This is a genomic window from Aeromicrobium sp. YIM 150415 (genome assembly GCF_016918125.1).
GTDB lineage: Bacteria > Actinomycetota > Actinomycetes > Propionibacteriales > Nocardioidaceae > Aeromicrobium > Aeromicrobium piscarium.
In genome coordinates this window covers 62143-77621 of the sequence record NZ_JAERWM010000031.1, presented here as the reverse complement: position 1 = coordinate 77621, position 15479 = coordinate 62143, and the positions used below count along the sequence as shown (strand labels likewise).

18 protein-coding genes and 1 tRNA gene are annotated in these 15479 nt (G+C 65.8%); 10 read left to right on the top strand and 9 right to left on the bottom strand.

Going from position 1 to position 15479, the window contains the following annotated elements; translation table 11 throughout:
- Positions 1 to 88 precede the first annotated feature (88 nt).
- Positions 89 to 535, bottom strand: coding sequence for a GNAT family N-acetyltransferase (locus JL108_RS18310; RefSeq protein WP_205199559.1), 447 nt, complete (start codon positions 533 to 535; stop codon positions 89 to 91).
- Between the two features lie 76 nt (positions 536 to 611).
- Between JL108_RS18310 and der the strand changes: the two genes are divergently transcribed.
- Complete coding sequence (gene der, locus JL108_RS18305; RefSeq protein ID WP_143914811.1) at positions 612 to 1937, top strand: ribosome biogenesis GTPase Der; 1326 nt, start codon at positions 612 to 614, stop codon at positions 1935 to 1937.
- A 168-nt stretch (positions 1938 to 2105) separates the two neighbouring features.
- Entirely contained in the window at positions 2106 to 2465 is a 360-nt protein-coding gene (locus JL108_RS20565) for an ArsC/Spx/MgsR family protein (RefSeq protein WP_307837319.1), read from the top strand.
- Between the two features lie 102 nt (positions 2466 to 2567).
- Here JL108_RS20565 and JL108_RS18295 read toward each other — a convergent pair whose 3' ends face one another.
- The gene (locus JL108_RS18295; RefSeq protein WP_205199558.1) at positions 2568 to 3434 is read right to left on the bottom strand and encodes a 3-hydroxyacyl-CoA dehydrogenase; all 867 of its coding nucleotides are present in this window, start codon (positions 3432 to 3434) and stop codon (positions 2568 to 2570) included.
- Positions 3431 to 4057, bottom strand: coding sequence for a TetR/AcrR family transcriptional regulator (locus JL108_RS18290; RefSeq protein WP_205199557.1), 627 nt, complete (start codon positions 4055 to 4057; stop codon positions 3431 to 3433). The genes JL108_RS18295 and JL108_RS18290 overlap by 4 nt, the downstream gene beginning before the upstream one ends.
- A gap of 130 nt (positions 4058 to 4187) precedes the next feature.
- Between JL108_RS18290 and JL108_RS18285 the strand changes: the two genes are divergently transcribed.
- From JL108_RS18285 to JL108_RS18275, 3 genes are all read left to right on the top strand, one after another.
- A tRNA-Pro gene (locus JL108_RS18285) sits at positions 4188 to 4261 on the top strand.
- A 261-nt stretch (positions 4262 to 4522) separates the two neighbouring features.
- Positions 4523 to 5176: a serine protease gene (locus tag JL108_RS18280; RefSeq protein WP_205199556.1), complete on the top strand. Its 654-nt coding sequence runs from the start codon at positions 4523 to 4525 to the stop codon at positions 5174 to 5176.
- Entirely contained in the window at positions 5173 to 5673 is a 501-nt protein-coding gene (locus JL108_RS18275) for a hypothetical protein (protein WP_205199555.1), read from the top strand. Before JL108_RS18280 ends, JL108_RS18275 begins: the two co-directional genes overlap by 4 nt.
- 308 nt (positions 5674 to 5981) lie before the next feature.
- On the opposite strand, the gene JL108_RS18270 is transcribed toward JL108_RS18275, so the two are convergent.
- From JL108_RS18270 to arsM, 4 genes are all read right to left on the bottom strand, one after another.
- Positions 5982 to 7172: a hypothetical protein gene (locus tag JL108_RS18270; protein WP_205199554.1), complete on the bottom strand. Its 1191-nt coding sequence runs from the start codon at positions 7170 to 7172 to the stop codon at positions 5982 to 5984.
- 459 nt (positions 7173 to 7631) lie between these two features.
- Entirely contained in the window at positions 7632 to 8030 is a 399-nt protein-coding gene (locus JL108_RS18265; protein WP_205199553.1) for an arsenate reductase ArsC, read from the bottom strand.
- The gene (arsB, locus tag JL108_RS18260; RefSeq protein WP_205199552.1) at positions 8027 to 9076 is read right to left on the bottom strand and encodes an ACR3 family arsenite efflux transporter; all 1050 of its coding nucleotides are present in this window, start codon (positions 9074 to 9076) and stop codon (positions 8027 to 8029) included. The genes JL108_RS18265 and arsB overlap by 4 nt, the downstream gene beginning before the upstream one ends.
- Positions 9073 to 9867 carry an arsenite methyltransferase gene (gene arsM / locus JL108_RS18255; protein ID WP_205199551.1) on the bottom strand — a complete coding sequence of 265 codons (795 nt, stop codon included), beginning with the start codon at positions 9865 to 9867 and terminating at the stop codon, positions 9073 to 9075. Before arsM ends, arsB begins: the two co-directional genes overlap by 4 nt.
- Before the next feature lie 82 nt (positions 9868 to 9949).
- Between arsM and JL108_RS18250 the strand changes: the two genes are divergently transcribed.
- Positions 9950 to 10309 (top strand): metalloregulator ArsR/SmtB family transcription factor, encoded by a 360-nt coding sequence (locus tag JL108_RS18250; protein WP_205199550.1) that lies wholly within the window; start codon positions 9950 to 9952, stop codon positions 10307 to 10309.
- 42 nt (positions 10310 to 10351) lie between these two features.
- Here the strand turns inward: JL108_RS18250 and JL108_RS18245 are convergent, their stop codons facing one another.
- Positions 10352 to 10852 carry a GNAT family N-acetyltransferase gene (locus JL108_RS18245; RefSeq protein ID WP_240191470.1) on the bottom strand — a complete coding sequence of 167 codons (501 nt, stop codon included), beginning with the start codon at positions 10850 to 10852 and terminating at the stop codon, positions 10352 to 10354.
- A 379-nt stretch (positions 10853 to 11231) separates the two neighbouring features.
- On the opposite strand from JL108_RS18245, the gene glsA reads away from it, so the two are divergent.
- Together glsA and JL108_RS18235 are read left to right on the top strand one after the other, a co-directional pair.
- Positions 11232 to 12551, top strand: coding sequence for a glutaminase A (glsA, locus tag JL108_RS18240; RefSeq protein WP_205199549.1), 1320 nt, complete (start codon positions 11232 to 11234; stop codon positions 12549 to 12551).
- A gap of 107 nt (positions 12552 to 12658) precedes the next feature.
- Entirely contained in the window at positions 12659 to 13513 is an 855-nt protein-coding gene (locus tag JL108_RS18235; RefSeq protein WP_205199548.1) for an SDR family NAD(P)-dependent oxidoreductase, read from the top strand.
- 15 nt (positions 13514 to 13528) lie between these two features.
- Here the strand turns inward: JL108_RS18235 and JL108_RS18230 are convergent, their stop codons facing one another.
- Positions 13529 to 14188 carry a helix-turn-helix domain-containing protein gene (locus JL108_RS18230; RefSeq protein WP_205199547.1) on the bottom strand — a complete coding sequence of 220 codons (660 nt, stop codon included), beginning with the start codon at positions 14186 to 14188 and terminating at the stop codon, positions 13529 to 13531.
- Between the two features lie 95 nt (positions 14189 to 14283).
- Here JL108_RS18230 and JL108_RS18225 point away from each other — a divergent pair, with 95 nt between their 5' ends.
- The gene (locus tag JL108_RS18225; protein ID WP_205199546.1) at positions 14284 to 14877 is read left to right on the top strand and encodes a dihydrofolate reductase family protein; all 594 of its coding nucleotides are present in this window, start codon (positions 14284 to 14286) and stop codon (positions 14875 to 14877) included.
- Entirely contained in the window at positions 14874 to 15458 is a 585-nt protein-coding gene (locus JL108_RS18220; RefSeq protein ID WP_205199545.1) for a dihydrofolate reductase family protein, read from the top strand. Before JL108_RS18225 ends, JL108_RS18220 begins: the two co-directional genes overlap by 4 nt.
- The last annotated feature ends 21 nt before the right edge of the window (positions 15459 to 15479 follow it).

The window sequence follows — 15479 nt, the reverse complement described above, 5'->3', positions numbered from 1 at the left end:
CCCCCCCCCGGGGGGGGGGGGGGGGGGCCCCCCCCCGGGGCCGGGGGGGGGGGGGGGGGGCCCCCCCCCCGCCCGGGGCACGAGGTAGTCAGTCCGTGTGATCGGCCAGCGAGCACGACCAGGCGATCTCGCGTTCCAGCTGACCCGTCCGCCGGAAGAGACGGACCTGATGTGTACCGGCGAGGACGGTGGCGAGCTCGTCGCGATCGGCGTGGGCGAATCCGAGGCTCTCCCAGAACAGGCCGGAACGACGGCTGAAGAGCCAGGCGGTGCGTGCCCCGTCGCCGGCTGCCTGATCGAGAGCGAAGCGCGCCAGCTCGCGTCCGCGGCCGGTACGACGCGCGACGGGTGAGACAGCCACGCTCCGCACGAGCACGTGGGCGCGATCCTCACTCAGCTCGTAGCCGGTGCAGCCGACGATCTCGTCATCGCGGCGGTCGATCCAGAGGCGGAGCGAGGGGGAATCGAGGCCGCTGAGCGTGAGGTCGGCCTCGTGGAGGAAGCGTGTGACGGCGTCGCGGTCGTCGGCGGTCATCTCTCGCAGGCCCACTGGTCCAGTCCACCACGTCACGGGTGCTGGCCGCCCAGGGGAGGATCGGTAGGATCGTGGGGTGTCCGAACAGCCCGTCCTCGCCGTGATCGGCCGCCCCAACGTGGGCAAGTCGACCCTCGTCAACCGCATCATCGGCCGCCGCGAGGCGGTGGTCGAGGACACCCCGGGCGTGACTCGCGACCGGGTCTCCTATGACGCACTGTGGAACGGCCGCACCTTCACGGTGGTCGACACCGGCGGCTGGGACCCCGATGCCAAGGGCATGGCCGAGCGCATCGCGCAGCAGGCCGAGGTGGCGATGACGGTGGCGGACGCCATCTTGTTCGTCGTCGACTCCCGGGTGGGCATCACCGATATCGACGAGCGGGTGGTCAAGCTCCTGCGTGCGTCCAAGAAGCCGGTGATCCTCGCGGCCAACAAGGTCGATGATCAGCGCGGCGAGCTGGAGGCGGCGGCGCTGTGGAATCTCGGTCTCGGTGAGCCGATGCCGATCTCCGCGTTGCACGGCCGGGGGAGCGGTGACCTGCTCGACGCCATCCTCGATGCGCTGCCCGATCCGCCCGAGGAGGATCTCGACGCTCCCGAGGGGCCGCGTCGTGTGGCGATCGTCGGTAAACCGAATGTCGGCAAATCGAGTCTGCTGAACAAGCTCGCGCGCGAGGAGCGGGTCGTCGTCGACAATGCCTCGGGCACCACGGTCGATCCGGTCGACGAGATCATCGAGCTCGGTGGCCGGGAGTGGACCTTCATCGACACCGCCGGCATTCGTCGCCGCGTCAAGGAGGCCTCGGGACACGAGTACTACGCGAGCCTGCGCACCAGCACGGCGATCGAGCGTGCCGAGGTGGCGGTGATGATCGTCGACGCCAGCGAGCCGATGAGCGAGCAGGACGTGCGCATCATCAACTCCATCGAGGAGACCGGTCGTGCGCTGGTCATCGCCTTCAACAAGTGGGACCTCGTCGATGAGGAGCGTCGCTACTATCTGGAGCGCGAGATCGACCGCGAGCTGGTGCAGGTGCCGTGGGCCCCGCGGATCAACATCGCCGCACTGACCGGCTGGCACGTCGACCGGCTGGTGCGGGCACTCGACGCGGCCCTGGAGGGGTGGGAGACGCGCGTGCCAACCGGTGCGCTCAACTCGTTCCTGGGACGGCTCGTCTCGGAGCATCCGCACCCGGTACGTGGCGGCAAGCAGCCGAAGATCCTCTTCGGCACGCAGCCGTCGACCGCGCCGCCCACGTTCGTGCTGTTCACCTCGGGCAAGCTCGAGGCCGGGTACCTGCGGTTCATCGAGCGGCGTCTGCGCGAGGAGTTCGGCTTCGTCGGCAGCCCGATCCACATCCAGCAGCGGGTGCGCGAGAAGCGCGGCCGGCGGCGGTAAGCCATCAACCTCTCGTCGCGAGTGGCGGTAGCTGGTCAACCCCACGCCCCTCGTGGCGGTAGGTCATCAACCCTACGTCCCCGGTGGCGGTAGCTCGTCAACGTCAAACCGCCTTCGTGACGTTGATGGTCTGCCGCCAGGATCAGGCGAGCCCTCTAGGGTGGTGGCGTGATCGAGATCTGGGTCAATCCCGCGTGTTCGAAGTGCCGTACTGCCGTGAGCGCCCTCGATGAGGCGGGCAGTGAGTACGTGATCCGCCGGTACCTGGAGGACGTGCTGACGGTCGAGGAGATCGAGGACGTCCTGGGGCGGCTCGGGTTGGACCCGTGGGACATCGCCCGCCGCCCCGACGCCAAGAAGCTCGGCGTCGAGCTCCCGGCGAAAGATGGAGAGCATCGCGACGAGTGGGTGCGCGTCCTCAGCGAGAACCCGAAGTTGATCCAGCGCCCCATCATCACCGCAAGTGACGGCACCGCGGTCGTCGCTCGCGATGAGGAGACACTCCGGTCCGTCATCACCCGCGGCTGACCCACCCTGCACGCCCGGTGCAACTTTTGCCGGGTTGCGGCCCTCGCCGATGGCGTTTGGGGGCCACAACCCGGCAAAAGTCGAGCGGTCAGCCGATGAGTCTCAGGACTCGGACGGGTAGGTGTAGAAGCCCTCGCCCGTCGCGACGCCGAGCTTGCCGTGATCGATGAAGTCGCGCTTGAGGATCTCGGCGAACTTCCGCTGGGTCTCGTCCTCGCTCATGCTCGAGATGTTGTAGGCGGTGGTGAGGCCGACGACATCGAAGATCTGGAACGGTCCGTTGGGGGCGCCGGTGCCGATGCGCCAGGTCTTGTCGATCGTCTCGGGGTCGGCGACGCCGTTGACGTACAGGGCGCCGGCGGCGTTGAGGAGCGGCACGAGCAGGGAGTTGAGCACGTAGCCCGGCTGCTCCTTCTTGACCTCGATCGGGACCATGCCCTGCTCCTCGGCGAACCGGACGACCTGGCGGTAGACGTCGGGGTCGGTCTTGGAAGTCGCCATGACCTCGGCGGTGTTCATGACCCAGATGCGGTTGGCGTAGTGCAGCGCGAGGAACTTCTCGGGGCGGCCGGTGGCGTCCATGAAGGAGCTGGGCAGCAGCGTGGAGGAGTTGGTGGCGAAGATCGTCTTCTCCGGTGCGGCCTGGCCGACCTTGGTCCAGGTGTCGGTCTTGATCTGCGGGTTCTCCGGGACGGCCTCGATGACGAGGTCGGCGTCCTTGACGGCCTCGGCGAGGTCGGTGGCGTAGGCGATGTGGTCGAGCGCGGCGGCGGACTTGCCGTCCTTGGCGCCCTCGACCTCGGCATCATAGGTCTTCGCGAGGCCGGCGAAGCGCTTCTTGGCGGCGGCGATGGCGTCGTCGTCGATGTCCCAGGCGGTGACCTGGAAGCCGGCGTAGGCGCTCTGGTACGCGATCTGCGATCCGAGCACTCCGGTGCCGAGCACGGTGACGTGGGTGAACGTGGTCATGGTGATGTCCTCTCTCTGGGTGTGGTGAGGTATCCGCGGACGACGAGGGTGGCGTGTTCGTGGAAGTCGTGGAGGAACGCGGAGCTGTCGAGCTGCTCGCGTTCGGTGCGCAGGATGAGCACGTGGAGGGTGGCGTAGAGGGCCTCGGCGGCGACGGCGGGATCGGGTGCGTCGGGGGAGGGCCAGGCGTCGCGGAGGATGGCACCGATGGTCGCGATGAGCTCGTCGACGAGGCGCAGTGCTTCGGCCCGGTGCTCCTCGTCCGGCGAGCCGTCCAGGACATTGCGCTGGTACGCGGCGAGGTTCTCGAGCGAGAGGGTGTCGCCGGCCATGGGGGAGACGAGGGCGGTGAGCCGCTCGACGGGGTCATCGGTGGACGCGCACGCGGCGCGGCCCGAGTCCAGCGATTCGCGGAAGCGGGTGTTGCCGACGAGGAGCAGCAGTTCGGCCTTGCTGGCGGCGTAGCGGAAGAGCGTGCCGTGCGAGACGTCCGCCTCCTCGGCGACCTGGGCGGTGGTAGTGGACGCGAAGCCTTGGGTGGCGAAGAGGCGACTGGCGGCGGCGGTGATGCGCTCACGCTTCTGCGCCTTATTGCGCTCGCGACGCCCGCTCTCGACGGCCATCCCTCTCACCTCGGATCTGAACTTGCGCTCATTAATGAGTCTACTCCGTTTTATCGATGGCTCAAGGCCGCTGAGGGCGGACCTCCCTGCTCGGGACTCGCGAGGGTGCGCTAGTATCGTCGAGTTGTCACGGGCTGTGGCGCAGCTTGGTAGCGCACTTGACTGGGGGTCAAGGGGTCGCAGGTTCAAATCCTGTCAGCCCGACGTGTTTGCCCTGGTGAGAGGCTTTCTCTCACCAGGGCATTGTCATGTCTAGGTGGGTAAACGCAGGCCTGTTTGTGGTCCCGACAGACTGGCCCCGGAGCCGTGCAGCTGATGCCTGGTTGTGACAAGCCGGGACCAAACCGGGACTACGATGGCACCCGAAAAATGCGATTCGCCGCGACTCGCTCGAAAATGACCACTACGTGACCTGCAATCTGCGAGATGTTCGTTGAACGTAAGTACAAGTTTCAAGGAGCGCCGATGATGATCGACTACAGTCAAGTGACTTTCGCTGTTGGCAGGCAGAGCGCCACTGGGATCGAACCGTTGGGGACTGCATTTGCTGTTGGGCCGCGGAAGCTCGCGACGGCGTTCCACGTCACGGGCGCGCGCGACGATGGGCTGGTAATCATCATGCCTAGATTTAAGAGCATCGCGGAATATCAAGATACGACGGACCAACAGGTGCGCATGCTTACTGTAACCATCGCCGCCGCGAATCCTGTGCGAGATCTCTGTGTGCTCGAACTCCCCGAAAATGCCACGCTTCAGTTCTCGTACTCACTAGCGGGTGCCGACCTTGTTCCTCCGGGCGCAAGCATCGTCACGCTGGGGTTCCCGCACCTGAACTTCGGACGCATGATTCTCACTCAGCAGCGAGCGCATGTCGGCGCTCGAGTTCTGATCGCGAATGAAAGCGTCAAGAGCAAGCACATAGTTCTCAACACGCAAGCTCGTGAGGGGCAGTCTGGGGGCCCCGTCTTCGACGCGTCGATGACCCAGATCGTTGCCGTCCTGATCGGGAGTTACGCGCCTGGAGGTGGGGGAGGCATCAGTCTCGGCGGCGTCGATCCCGCCACGTTGCATCAGACGACGCATGCAATCTCGGCCGAGTATGTGAGCGAGATGTTATGACAGCGCTGAGTTTCGACGAGGCCCTCCGTTCAACGTCGGAAGCTGATTTGCTTTCGAGCCTCCCGGCCTATCAGGCGAGCGTCGTGAGCGCGATGCTTGCTTCTCGACCACCGGAGGAGGTGGCGAAGGCCTGGCTCGAGTCCTCGGGGCAGTCGGACACTGCGCCGTTCGGTGGCATGAAGAAGACGGGCGAGCGGCTTGTTCAGAACACTCTGATCGAAATGCAGAACCTGCTCTGTTCGGACAGCGGATACGAGGAGGAGCGTGCGCAGCTGAAAGAGAGTCTCGGAGCGGGGAAGGTATTCTCGGCCGGGGTTATCGCCACCGTTCTTTCGCCCCACATTGGCATTGCCGCGACTGTCCTGGCGCCAGCCGTCGTGCTGATCCTCATCGTCGCGACCCGAGCCGGTCAAAAGACTTTGTGTCAGTCTCTGGCTGACACGCTCGGAGCCGTCGAGTCTGCTTCGAACGCGCCGAACGACCGAGCCGAGCCTTAAGTGTTCTGGTCGAGGCAGTCGCTACGGTCGCCTCTCGGGTCCGCTCGATCGACGTCGGCAGGAGTGTAGGTGCGAAGGGCGAAACCGGTCGGCAAGGTCCAGGTACTCAACGAGTGCCTTGGTCGATTCGCCTGCGTCGGGCAAGGTTCCGGAATAGAGCTGGCGTACCACGGAAGTGCCGTTCTGCGGAGTTACCTCGATGCCGGCTTTCTCCAGGGACGGGTGCCAGATCTTGGTGTTGAAGGAGCTTCCTCGACCGACACGATGCAGTAGCTCGACGCACGGCGATCGCCGGGGCGGCTGCGCTTTCAGGATGGTTTGAGCAACGTCTCAAGGTCCAGGAGTGCTTCGGGTGCGCGGCGGTGCAGGATTGCCCCAGGTGAGCACCTGGGGGCTGCTCGCCGCAGGTAGTTGATGCTCTTCTTTTCACCCAGGACGAGATCACAGTATCCAGCGGCGTAGGACAGGTACATCCAGTCGTTGAGATCGTTTCGTTCCCACTTGTCGTCAGCGTTCGAGAGACGTAGGTGCATGACCTCGCGAAGTCGGCCGAGGCCAGGTGTCGCGGCGACCGCAGTTTCTGCATCGTTTTGGAGCCACTTACTGAAGTGCTCGGGGCTCATGCCAGACTCACTGGCAGCCCCCGGTAGGTCGGTTCCGAGATCTGAAAAGAAGCGCGCGCGGGTCAAGTCGCGTGACCAGGGCTTTGCTCTCGCGTTGTCTCTCAGCGAGTTTGCCAGGGGAGCGAAGGACTCAGCCCATTGTATGGCTACTCCAGCCCCATTGTCGGCATCCGGTTGGTCGTCGAGAAGCAGGCTGACAAGTACGTTTGCCCAAGTTTGCCGTCGTATAAGGCCCCCGATTTCCGGTCCGAGTTCTCGGTCGATGGATCGGTCAGTAGCCATATCGAAGATCGCTTCAGGCGCTAGGGTTACGGCGTCTTCTTTGGCTACGGCAGCACCACCAAACATGGCCCGTAGTTCTGCACGACGAAGTCCAAGTACGGTCCGGAACTGCCATCCACGTGAGTAGCGCAGCATCGTGGCCGCGAGTTCTAGTCTGCTTGTCCCTCCTCGCTTTTTGGTCTCCACGAGATGGGCGCTTGAGAGCGGTAAGATGACCCGTTCTTCGTTGGCTGCTTTTGCCAAGGTTTCGAAGAACGGGACTTTGAGACGGTCAACCAAGCTGGGATTCTTTTGCCATCTGGCGAAATCGATCCAGTGATTCTGGTCGAGGTAGACGACTGGCGCGGTGACCAGTTCCGGCGCGGTTCCCAGAACCATCCTAAGGGTCTCGCCTTCTGCATTGATCTCCATGAGCGAATCGGCTGGGATGAAGGTCGACCTTCTGACTAGACCCTTGCCGGGTTGGACTGGAATCGTGTCGATCAGTATCTGGCCATCGGTGCGGAGGATCGAGACTGTGCCGGATTCGTAGTCCACTGAGACAAGCTTGATGTGAGCAAGCGGATGCGAGTCCGGCACAGTCACTCGTGACATCAGGGGCACCGTCCTGTCTCTAGATCGCCGATCGACGTTCGTTGCAGCCGAAGGCCTGGTGTATCAGTCTCTCAGCAAAGTGTGTGCCAGCTCGTGTATGCAGTTGCTTTGACAGTGGGTCACGCGAAGGGCAATCGGGGGTCGGGCCTGCCGATCGGCTCTCCCGGTCCTTCCCTACGTTGACCGGGACCAAAGCGGGACCAAAATCATGCAATGTATGCGTCCCATGACGTGAAATGTGCCCTCTGACGCGTGGAAATCACCGGAAAACCAGGGTTTAGACCTTGCGGGGACAACTGGGGGTCAAGGGGTCGCAGGTTCAAATCCTGTCAGCCCGACGTTGTGATGTCTCAGGACATAGGAAACCTCCGAGCCCTCGAGGGTTCGGAGGCTTCGTCGTTCCAGGGGCGTGAATTCGCTGAATGCGGAGGCCAGCGGCCGGGTGAGGCGTTGTCCACGTCACTCGACGAGTTCGCGTACGAGGTGTTCGATCTTGGCCTTGATCGCGTCGCGGATGCGGCGGACGGCTTCGATGGGTTGACCGGCTGGATCATCGAGCTCCCAGTCCTCGTAGCGCCTTCCCGGAAAGTAGGGGCAGGCGTCGCCGCATCCCATCGTGATCACCACGTCGGCGGCCTGCACCGCGGTATCGGACAGCAGTTGGGGCTGGTTGGCGGTGATGTCGATGCCGAGTTCAGCCATCGCCTCGACGGCGACCGGATTCAGTTGGTCGGCGGGCGCGGAACCGGCCGAGAGCACCGTGACGGTGTCCCCGGCCAGATGCCGCAGAAACCCGGCTGTCATCTGGGAGCGGCCGGCGTTGTGCACGCAGACGAACAAGACGGTGGGTTGGTTCATGGGGTCGCGTTCTCTCGTTCTCGTAGGGCGAGTGCGACGTAGACCAAGGCCACGAGCACGGGGACCTCGATCAGCGGCCCGACCACGCCGGCCAGTGCTTGGCCGGAGGTCGCCCCGAAGGTGCCGATGGCGACGGCGATCGCTAGTTCGAAGTTGTTGCCGGCCGCGGTGAAGGCCACCGTGGCGGTGCGTTCGTAGGCGAGACCGACCGCCCGCGCGGCAATCCACGCGATGGTGAACATCAGCGTGAAATACGCCAACAGCGGCAGCGCGATGCGCGCGACGTCGAGAGGCTGACGAAGGATCGCGTCCCCCTGCAGTGCGAACAGCAGCGTGATCGTGAACAACAGACCCCACAGGGCGAACGGACCGACCACCGGCAGGAAGCGTTGCTCATACCAATTCCGGCCCTTGACCCGTTCGCCGATGACGCGGCTCGCGAAACCGGCCAGGAGAGGAATACCGAGGAAGACCAGCACACTGACGACGATCGCGGTGATACTGAAACTCGCCGACGTCGTCTCCAGCCCGAGCCACCCGGGCAGCACCTGCAAGTAGAACCAACCCAACGCGGCGAACGCGATCAGCTGGAAGACGCTGTTGATCGCGACCAGCACGGCCGCGGCCTCACGGTCACCGCAGGCCAGATCGTTCCAGATCAGGACCATCGCGATGCACCGCGCCAATCCGACGATGATCAGCCCCGTGCGGTACTCGGGAAGATCGGGCAGCATCAGCCACGCCAATGCGAACATCAGTGCCGGACCGACCACCCAGTTCAGCACCAGCGAGAGCACGATGAGCGCCCGGTCGGCCATCACCGTGCGGGTCTGGTCATAGCGGACCTTCGCCAACACCGGATACATCATCACCAGCAGCCCGACCGCGATCGGCGCACTGACCGACCCGATCTCCCAGCTGCTCAATGCGTCATCGAGCCCCGGAACCAGCCGACCGAGAGCCAACCCCAGGGCCATGGCGGCGGCGATCCACGCCGGCAGCCATCGATCGGTCGTCGAGAGCCCACCGCTCGTCGTCTGCGTCATGCGCCCGGTTTCGTCGCTCGGATGATCGCCCCGTGCATGCCAGGAACCGGTTCGTGGGTGAACTCCACCTCCGCACCGGCGAAACCGGCCGTGGTGAGGCCGTCGAGATACTCCTGTCTCGACAGGGCGCCCGCGATGCAACCGACATAGGAGCCCCGGTCGGCTCGGTCGGCGGGGGAGAGGTGATCCTCCGCGACGACATCGGAGATCCCGATCCGGCCGCCGGGCGCAAGCGCGCGGAACATCTCGGCGATGACCTTCGGCTTGTCCACCGACAGGTTGATCACACAGTTCGAGATGACGACGTCTACCGCGCCGTCCGGCAGGGGGACGTCTTCGATCGTGCCCTTGAGGAACTCCGCATTCTCCGCACCGGCCTTGGCCGCATTCGTGCGCGCCAGGTCGAGCATCTCGTCCGTCATGTCGACCCCGTATGCGAAGCCGTCCGGCCCCACCCTCCGGGCCGACAGCAGCACGTCGATCCCGCCACCGGAACCGAGATCGAGGACTCGCTCCCCAGCGGCCAACGCGGCCACCGCCGTCGGGTTGCCGCACCCCAGGCTGGCCGCGACCGCCTCAGGCGGCAGCTGCACGGCATCTTCCGCCGCATACAACGTCGCTCCGAACGCGTCCCCGACCTCCACCTGGCCGCCGGCGCAGCACGACGCCCCGGAGGACGATTGCTCCTGCGACTCCTCGAACAGCTCATGGTCGACCCCGCTGCGAACCGCCGCGGCTGCGGCTGCGTATCGCTCGCGTACCTGCTCGACTACAGCATCCTCCGTGCTCATCACGGCCTCCTATCGAAGAACATCAATGCATCGACTCTCGTCTATGTATCGACGAATGTCAATATGTGGCACACTGGCCAGCATGACCGCTGAACTGCCGATCCTCCCGACCTCCGATACCGGAGCGTGCTGCTCGCGCCTCACCGGCGGAGCACTGGATCCGAGCGAAGCGGCGATACTCGCCACCAGGTTCAAAGCGCTGGGCGATCCCACCCGAGTCCGCTTGTTGTCCCTCATCGCCGCAGCGGGTGACGGCGAAGCCTGCATCTGCAACCTCACCGATCCGGTCGGCCTCAGCCAACCCACCGTCTCGCATCACATGAAGCTCCTCGTCAACGCAGGGCTCGTCACCCGCGAACAGCGTGGCCGCTGGGCCTACTACCGTCTCGTCCCCGATGCCTTGGCGGTCCTCGCCGGCTCACTCGATCCAGCCCGATATTGAACCCTCACCCCCGCGAGCGGCGGCTCCGCTGAGCGGGTCTGTTCACGTGCTCCGTCGGCGCTCGATGAGCACGGTATCGCGCCAGCTCCCGGCCAACGGGCCATAGCTCATCTGGGCGATCCGCTCGCGGATCCCGACGATGCGGAATCCGTGCCGACGATGGAGGCGGAGGCTGGCGACATTCTCGGGAAATAGCGACGACTGGATGGTCCAGAAGCCTGCCTCGTCCGCCGCGTCGATGAACGAGCCGAGGAGACGTCCGCCTACTCCGCGACCACGCACGGCCTCGCTGATGTAGAGGGAGTGCTCGATGACCCCGCGGTAGACCGCGCGCGTGGAGATCGGCGAGCCCGCTGCCCATCCGATCACCGCCCCGGTCCCGTCGGTGGCGACCAGGCGGGGGCTGCGGACTTTGCCCTGGTCGAAGGCCTCCCATCGAGGTGGCTCAGCCTCGAAGGTGGCATGCCCGGTGGCGATGCCCTCAGCGTAGATGCGCTCGACCTCGGGCCAGTCCGCCGGCATCATGGGACGGACGCCGGTCATCGTGACTGCCGACGACTAAGAACTAGGAGCCTGTCACCGCACCTAGTATGACGGCAATCTGCGTCCGGACCAGGCAGGGAGAGTGTCGAGGTCATGCATGCCATCTTGCTGGCCACATGGACTGCTGTCGATGTGATCACCGGCTACTCGTTCATGTCCCGCGGAGCCGGCCAGGCTTGAACATAGGCTCGTCTGGTGCTCGTCGAGCCGGTCGGTGTCGATGTGGTCATATGCCGCCTCGACATCGGCGTGAACCTTTGGGAGTGCTTTCGAGGATACGAAGGCGGCGACAGCGCCACTATCACTGCCGGAGTGCCCGAGGAGGCGATCGGTCGTTCGACCCCCGGCGTCCCCTGCGCGGACGGGTTAGCCTCGGGCCATGCGTTCTCCGATCGAGCCGTACCTCACCTCCATCGTCGATGAGATCCGCCCCGAAGACTCCGGTGAGCTGGCCGACTACATCCCGGAGCTGGCCAGTGCTGATCCGGATCCGTTCGGGATCGCGCTCGCGATGCTCGACGGTCAGGTGTATGTCGCCGGTGACGCCGACCGGGTCTTCACCATCCAATCATCGGCGAAGGCCTTCACCTACGCCCTGGCCATCCGCGAACGAGGACTCGACGAGGTCCTCTCCCACGTCGGAGTCGAACCATCGGGCGACGCCTTCAACGCCATCTCGGTCGACGAGAAGGGCCGCCCGGCCAATCCGATGATCAATGCCGGCGCCATCGGTACCTTCGCTCTGGCGCCGGGGGAGTCCGCGGAGGAGAAGTTCGACGCCGTACGGCGCTTCATGGGCGACTGCGCGGGGCGCGAACTGGACGTCGACGAGGGCGCCTACTCCTCCGAACTCGCCACCGCCTACCGCAATCGCGGCATCGCCAACATGTTGCGAGCCTTGGGCGGTTTGGACGCTGAACCCGATGTCGCGGTCGACGGTTATGTCCGCCAGGGAGCGCTGCAGGTCTGCGCGAAGGACCTCGCCCTGATGGGAGCGACGCTCGCCTCCGGAGGTATCCAGCCGGTGACGCGCAAGCGCGTGCTCGATGAGGAGACCGCGGGGCACGTCCTGTCGGTGATGACCACGTGCGGCATGTACGACGCCGCCGGCGACTGGGTGTCCTCCGTCGGCGTGCCGGCCAAGAGCGGCGTCGGAGGTGGGATCGTGGGCGCCTCTCCCGGACGACTCGGAATCGCCACCTTCTCCCCACGGCTCGACGTGCACGGCAACAGCGTCCGCGGCGTGGCGGCCTTCGAGCGGCTCGCCCGCGATCTGAGCCTGCATCTCATGAGGATCCCCGAGACCGGACACCTCGCCCTGCGCGAGGCGATCTCGGCGGACTACATCTCCAACGACTACGGCACGGCGGCCATGTACCGCCTCCAAGGAGTCATCGACTTCGTGGCTGCGGAGTCGGTCGTTCGACGCATGTCCTCGGATCGGATCGACGACCGCTACGTGGTCGTGGACCTCACGGAGGTCGTCGAGGCGAAGGTCGTGGCTCTCCTGATGATCGCCAAGGTCATGGACGCCTTCGCGCAGGAAGGCCGACACGTCTATCTCATCGACCCCGAACGACTGTACGGCCCCGAGGATCTGCGACGTTTCGGTATCGCCGACACGGTCACCCAGGTCGACAGCTTCGAGCAGGGCGAGAAGATCGGACGTGAACGCGAAACCGCCGAGGGTGGAAGCTGACGCCTTCCGGGACGGTCCCGCTGCAACGACGAGCAGCGGTCGCTCGGGTGGCATGACCGGGCTGCCGGATTACCGTGGAAGGCGACGGATCGAGCGAGGAGCGAGCGATGAGTGATAGTCGGGTAGCAGTGGTCACCGGTGCGGCACGAGGGATCGGCCGTGCCTCGGCGGTCGCCCTCGCGAAGGCCGGATACCGGGTCGCCGGCGCCGATATCGCAGCGCTCGCCAGCTCCGCCATGGACTACCGGCCGGCCACCCCCGAGGACCTCGCCGAGACCGGCCGGCTCGTCGAGGAGGCCGGTGCCGAGTGGCTGCCGGTGGTCTTCGACCAGCGCGACAAGTCCGCGGTCCAGGACGGCTTCTCGCAGATCGTCGACCGATTCGGCGGCATCGATGTCGTGTTCGCCAATGCCGGGATCCAGGGCTTCGCGCCCTTGCTGGAGATGAGCGACGAGGTGTGGCACGACCAGATCGACATCAACCTCACCGGCACCGCCAATGTGCTCCGCATCGCCGCACCGCTCCTGGTGCAACGCGGCGGCGGCCGCATCATCATCACCTCATCGACCCAGGGTCAGCACGGCACCCTCGACGGCAGCGGCTACTCGGCCTCGAAGTGGGGACTCCTCGGGCTCATGAAGTCCGCCGCCCTGGAACTCGGCCAGTACGGCATCACCGTGAACGCGGTCATCCCCGGCCTCATCGACACCGCGCTCACCCGGCACGAGGATCGTTACGCGCAGATCATCCGCTCGGGCGGCAACGAGCCGACGGGCGATGTCGAGAAGGACGAGCAGACCGCGGCCGCCGCCCAGCAGAGGAAACTTCCGCTGGGAGTGCCGTGGGTCGAGGCTGAGGATGTCGCCCCGCTCGTCGTCTTCCTCGCCTCCGAGGAAGCGCGGATGGTCAGCGGCACGAGCTTCGCGGCGACCGGTGGCGACAGCGCCAACATCACCGCCTGACCCACCTCCGTCGGATCACCCGCCCGGGCGGTACGGGACGTGGAAGATGGCGACGAAGTCGTCCAGCAGTGCGCGGTCTCCGTCGACCGTCACGAGCCCTTCGGCCAGTGCGCTCGCCGGGTCGACGGCCCCGGCCAGCAGGTCGCGGAAGCCCGGTCCGGCTGTGACGACGAGGTCGGCGTCATCCGCAGGCCCGGCCCCGACCTCCACGACACCGTCGCCGCCGCGAGCGTGGACCACGACGTCGCCGGCGGTGACCGTGAAGGCGACGGGCTTCGTGGGAGGGCTTCCGCCGTCGGACGCCACTCGCAGTGCCGAGATCAGCGACGCCTCGGTGACGATCTCGCCCTCGCGCGGCTCGCGCATGTCGGCGGCCCCCCATCGCGATAAGGCGTCGAGGGCGGGCCGCAACTCGGCACCGCGCTCGGTCACGGCGTAGACGACCGCGCGATCCGTGCCGCTACGTACCTCGCGCGTGACCAGACCGTCCGCCTCCAGCTCCTTGAGCCGAGTGGACAGCAGATTCGACGGGATGCCGGGCAATCCCGCTGCGAGATCGGAATAGCGGCGGGGGCCGACGAGCAGGTCGCGCAGGATCAGCAGCGTCCAGCGCTGGCCGATGATCTCCGCCGTGCGCGCCAGTCCGCAGAACTGGCCGTAGTCCCGGTTCGCCATGGCGCGCACACTACCACTTGACTTCACTAAGGAAACAGGACTTTACTAAGTAAAGTTTGATCGAAGGGTCGGACGCCCTCGGAAGGGGAGAGCGCATGGAACTGATGGTCGACTACATCACCTCCCTCGACGGCTACGGCGCCGCCGACGGCTGGCCCGGCTGGTGGGGGCTCGAAGGCCCGGAGTACCTGGCCTGGCTCGAGGAAGACTCCTCCGCTGACCGCACCCTGCTCATGGGCGCGAAGACCTACCGACTGATGCACGGCTTCGCCTCCACGCAGACCGAAGGTGTCGACGCGCTCGGCGCGGTGCGGAAGGTCGTCTTCTCGAACACCCTGGAAGAACCCTTGGCCTGGGAGAACTCGAGGCTCATCCGCGGCGATGCCGTCGACGCGGTGCGCGAGTTGAAGCAGACCAGCACACATCCGCTCTCGACCATCGGTAGTCTCACGCTCTCGCGATCCCTGCTGCGCGCCGGCCTCGTCGACCGCTTCCGCGTCGTCGTGTTCCCCGTCATCACCGGGAAGACCGGACAGGAGCGTGTCTACGACGGCTACCCGGATCTCGCCCTCGACCTCATCGCGGCCCGCACCTTCGATCGCGGCACCCAGCTGCTCGACTACCGGCCGCGTGTGCTCGATGCGCCCTTGCCCCCGGGCCCCGGCTCGGCATTCGGAGGCACGGCATGACCGCTACCTACACCTGGGACGTCTTCTGCACGCTCGACGGCTACGGCTCCTTCACCGACGACGGCGACTGGGGCGGGTACTGGGGCAAGCAGGGTCCCGAGTTCCTCAGCCGCCGGGCGGACCAGTACGACCAGGAACAGCGGCTCGTGCTCGGCGCCAACACCTTCCGGATGTTCCAGCACTACCTCGGCTCGCTGACCCATGAGTCGGAGTCGAGCGATCCGGTGAACACCAGGATGAAGTTCCTGCCCACCACCGTGATCTCGTCGACGCTCGACGGACCGCTGGAGTGGCCGGACCTCCGTGTCGAGGAGGGTGATGCCGCCGACATCGTGGCCCGGCTCACGTCCGAGTCGGAACGCCCGCTGCGCTCGCACGGCAGTCTTGCCCTGAACTGGTCGCTGCTGGCGGCCGGACTCGTCGACCGCATCCAGGTGACGATCTTCCCGGTGCTCAGCGGACTCACCGGCGCCGCACCGGTGTTCGCCGGAGCCGCCGACTTCGACCTGGAGCTCATCGAGAGCCACACGCTCGATGGGCGCATCCAGGAGCTCACCTACCGTCCCCGCCGGCATCGGTAGAGAGGCCGACGCAAGGGCCGG

Coding starts and splice junctions, on each gene's coding strand:
- JL108_RS18310 (WP_205199559.1), bottom strand. CDS start 535: ATGACCGCCGACGACCGCGACGCCGTCACACGCTTCCTCCACGAGGCC.
- JL108_RS18295 (WP_205199558.1), bottom strand. CDS start 3,434: ATGACCACGTTCACCCACGTCACCGTGCTCGGCACCGGAGTGCTCGGA.
- JL108_RS18290 (WP_205199557.1), bottom strand. CDS start 4,057: ATGGCCGTCGAGAGCGGGCGTCGCGAGCGCAATAAGGCGCAGAAGCGT.
- JL108_RS18280 (WP_205199556.1), top strand. CDS start 4,523: ATGATGATCGACTACAGTCAAGTGACTTTCGCTGTTGGCAGGCAGAGC.
- JL108_RS18275 (WP_205199555.1), top strand. CDS start 5,173: ATGACAGCGCTGAGTTTCGACGAGGCCCTCCGTTCAACGTCGGAAGCT.
- JL108_RS18270 (WP_205199554.1), bottom strand. CDS start 7,172: ATGTCACGAGTGACTGTGCCGGACTCGCATCCGCTTGCTCACATCAAG.
- JL108_RS18265 (WP_205199553.1), bottom strand. CDS start 8,030: ATGAACCAACCCACCGTCTTGTTCGTCTGCGTGCACAACGCCGGCCGC.
- arsB (WP_205199552.1), bottom strand. CDS start 9,076: ATGACGCAGACGACGAGCGGTGGGCTCTCGACGACCGATCGATGGCTG.
- arsM (WP_205199551.1), bottom strand. CDS start 9,867: ATGAGCACGGAGGATGCTGTAGTCGAGCAGGTACGCGAGCGATACGCA.
- JL108_RS18250 (WP_205199550.1), top strand. CDS start 9,950: ATGACCGCTGAACTGCCGATCCTCCCGACCTCCGATACCGGAGCGTGC.
- JL108_RS18245 (WP_240191470.1), bottom strand. CDS start 10,852: ATGACCGGCGTCCGTCCCATGATGCCGGCGGACTGGCCCGAGGTCGAG.
- glsA (WP_205199549.1), top strand. CDS start 11,232: ATGCGTTCTCCGATCGAGCCGTACCTCACCTCCATCGTCGATGAGATC.
- JL108_RS18235 (WP_205199548.1), top strand. CDS start 12,659: ATGAGTGATAGTCGGGTAGCAGTGGTCACCGGTGCGGCACGAGGGATC.
- JL108_RS18230 (WP_205199547.1), bottom strand. CDS start 14,188: ATGGCGAACCGGGACTACGGCCAGTTCTGCGGACTGGCGCGCACGGCG.
- JL108_RS18225 (WP_205199546.1), top strand. CDS start 14,284: ATGGAACTGATGGTCGACTACATCACCTCCCTCGACGGCTACGGCGCC.
- JL108_RS18220 (WP_205199545.1), top strand. CDS start 14,874: ATGACCGCTACCTACACCTGGGACGTCTTCTGCACGCTCGACGGCTAC.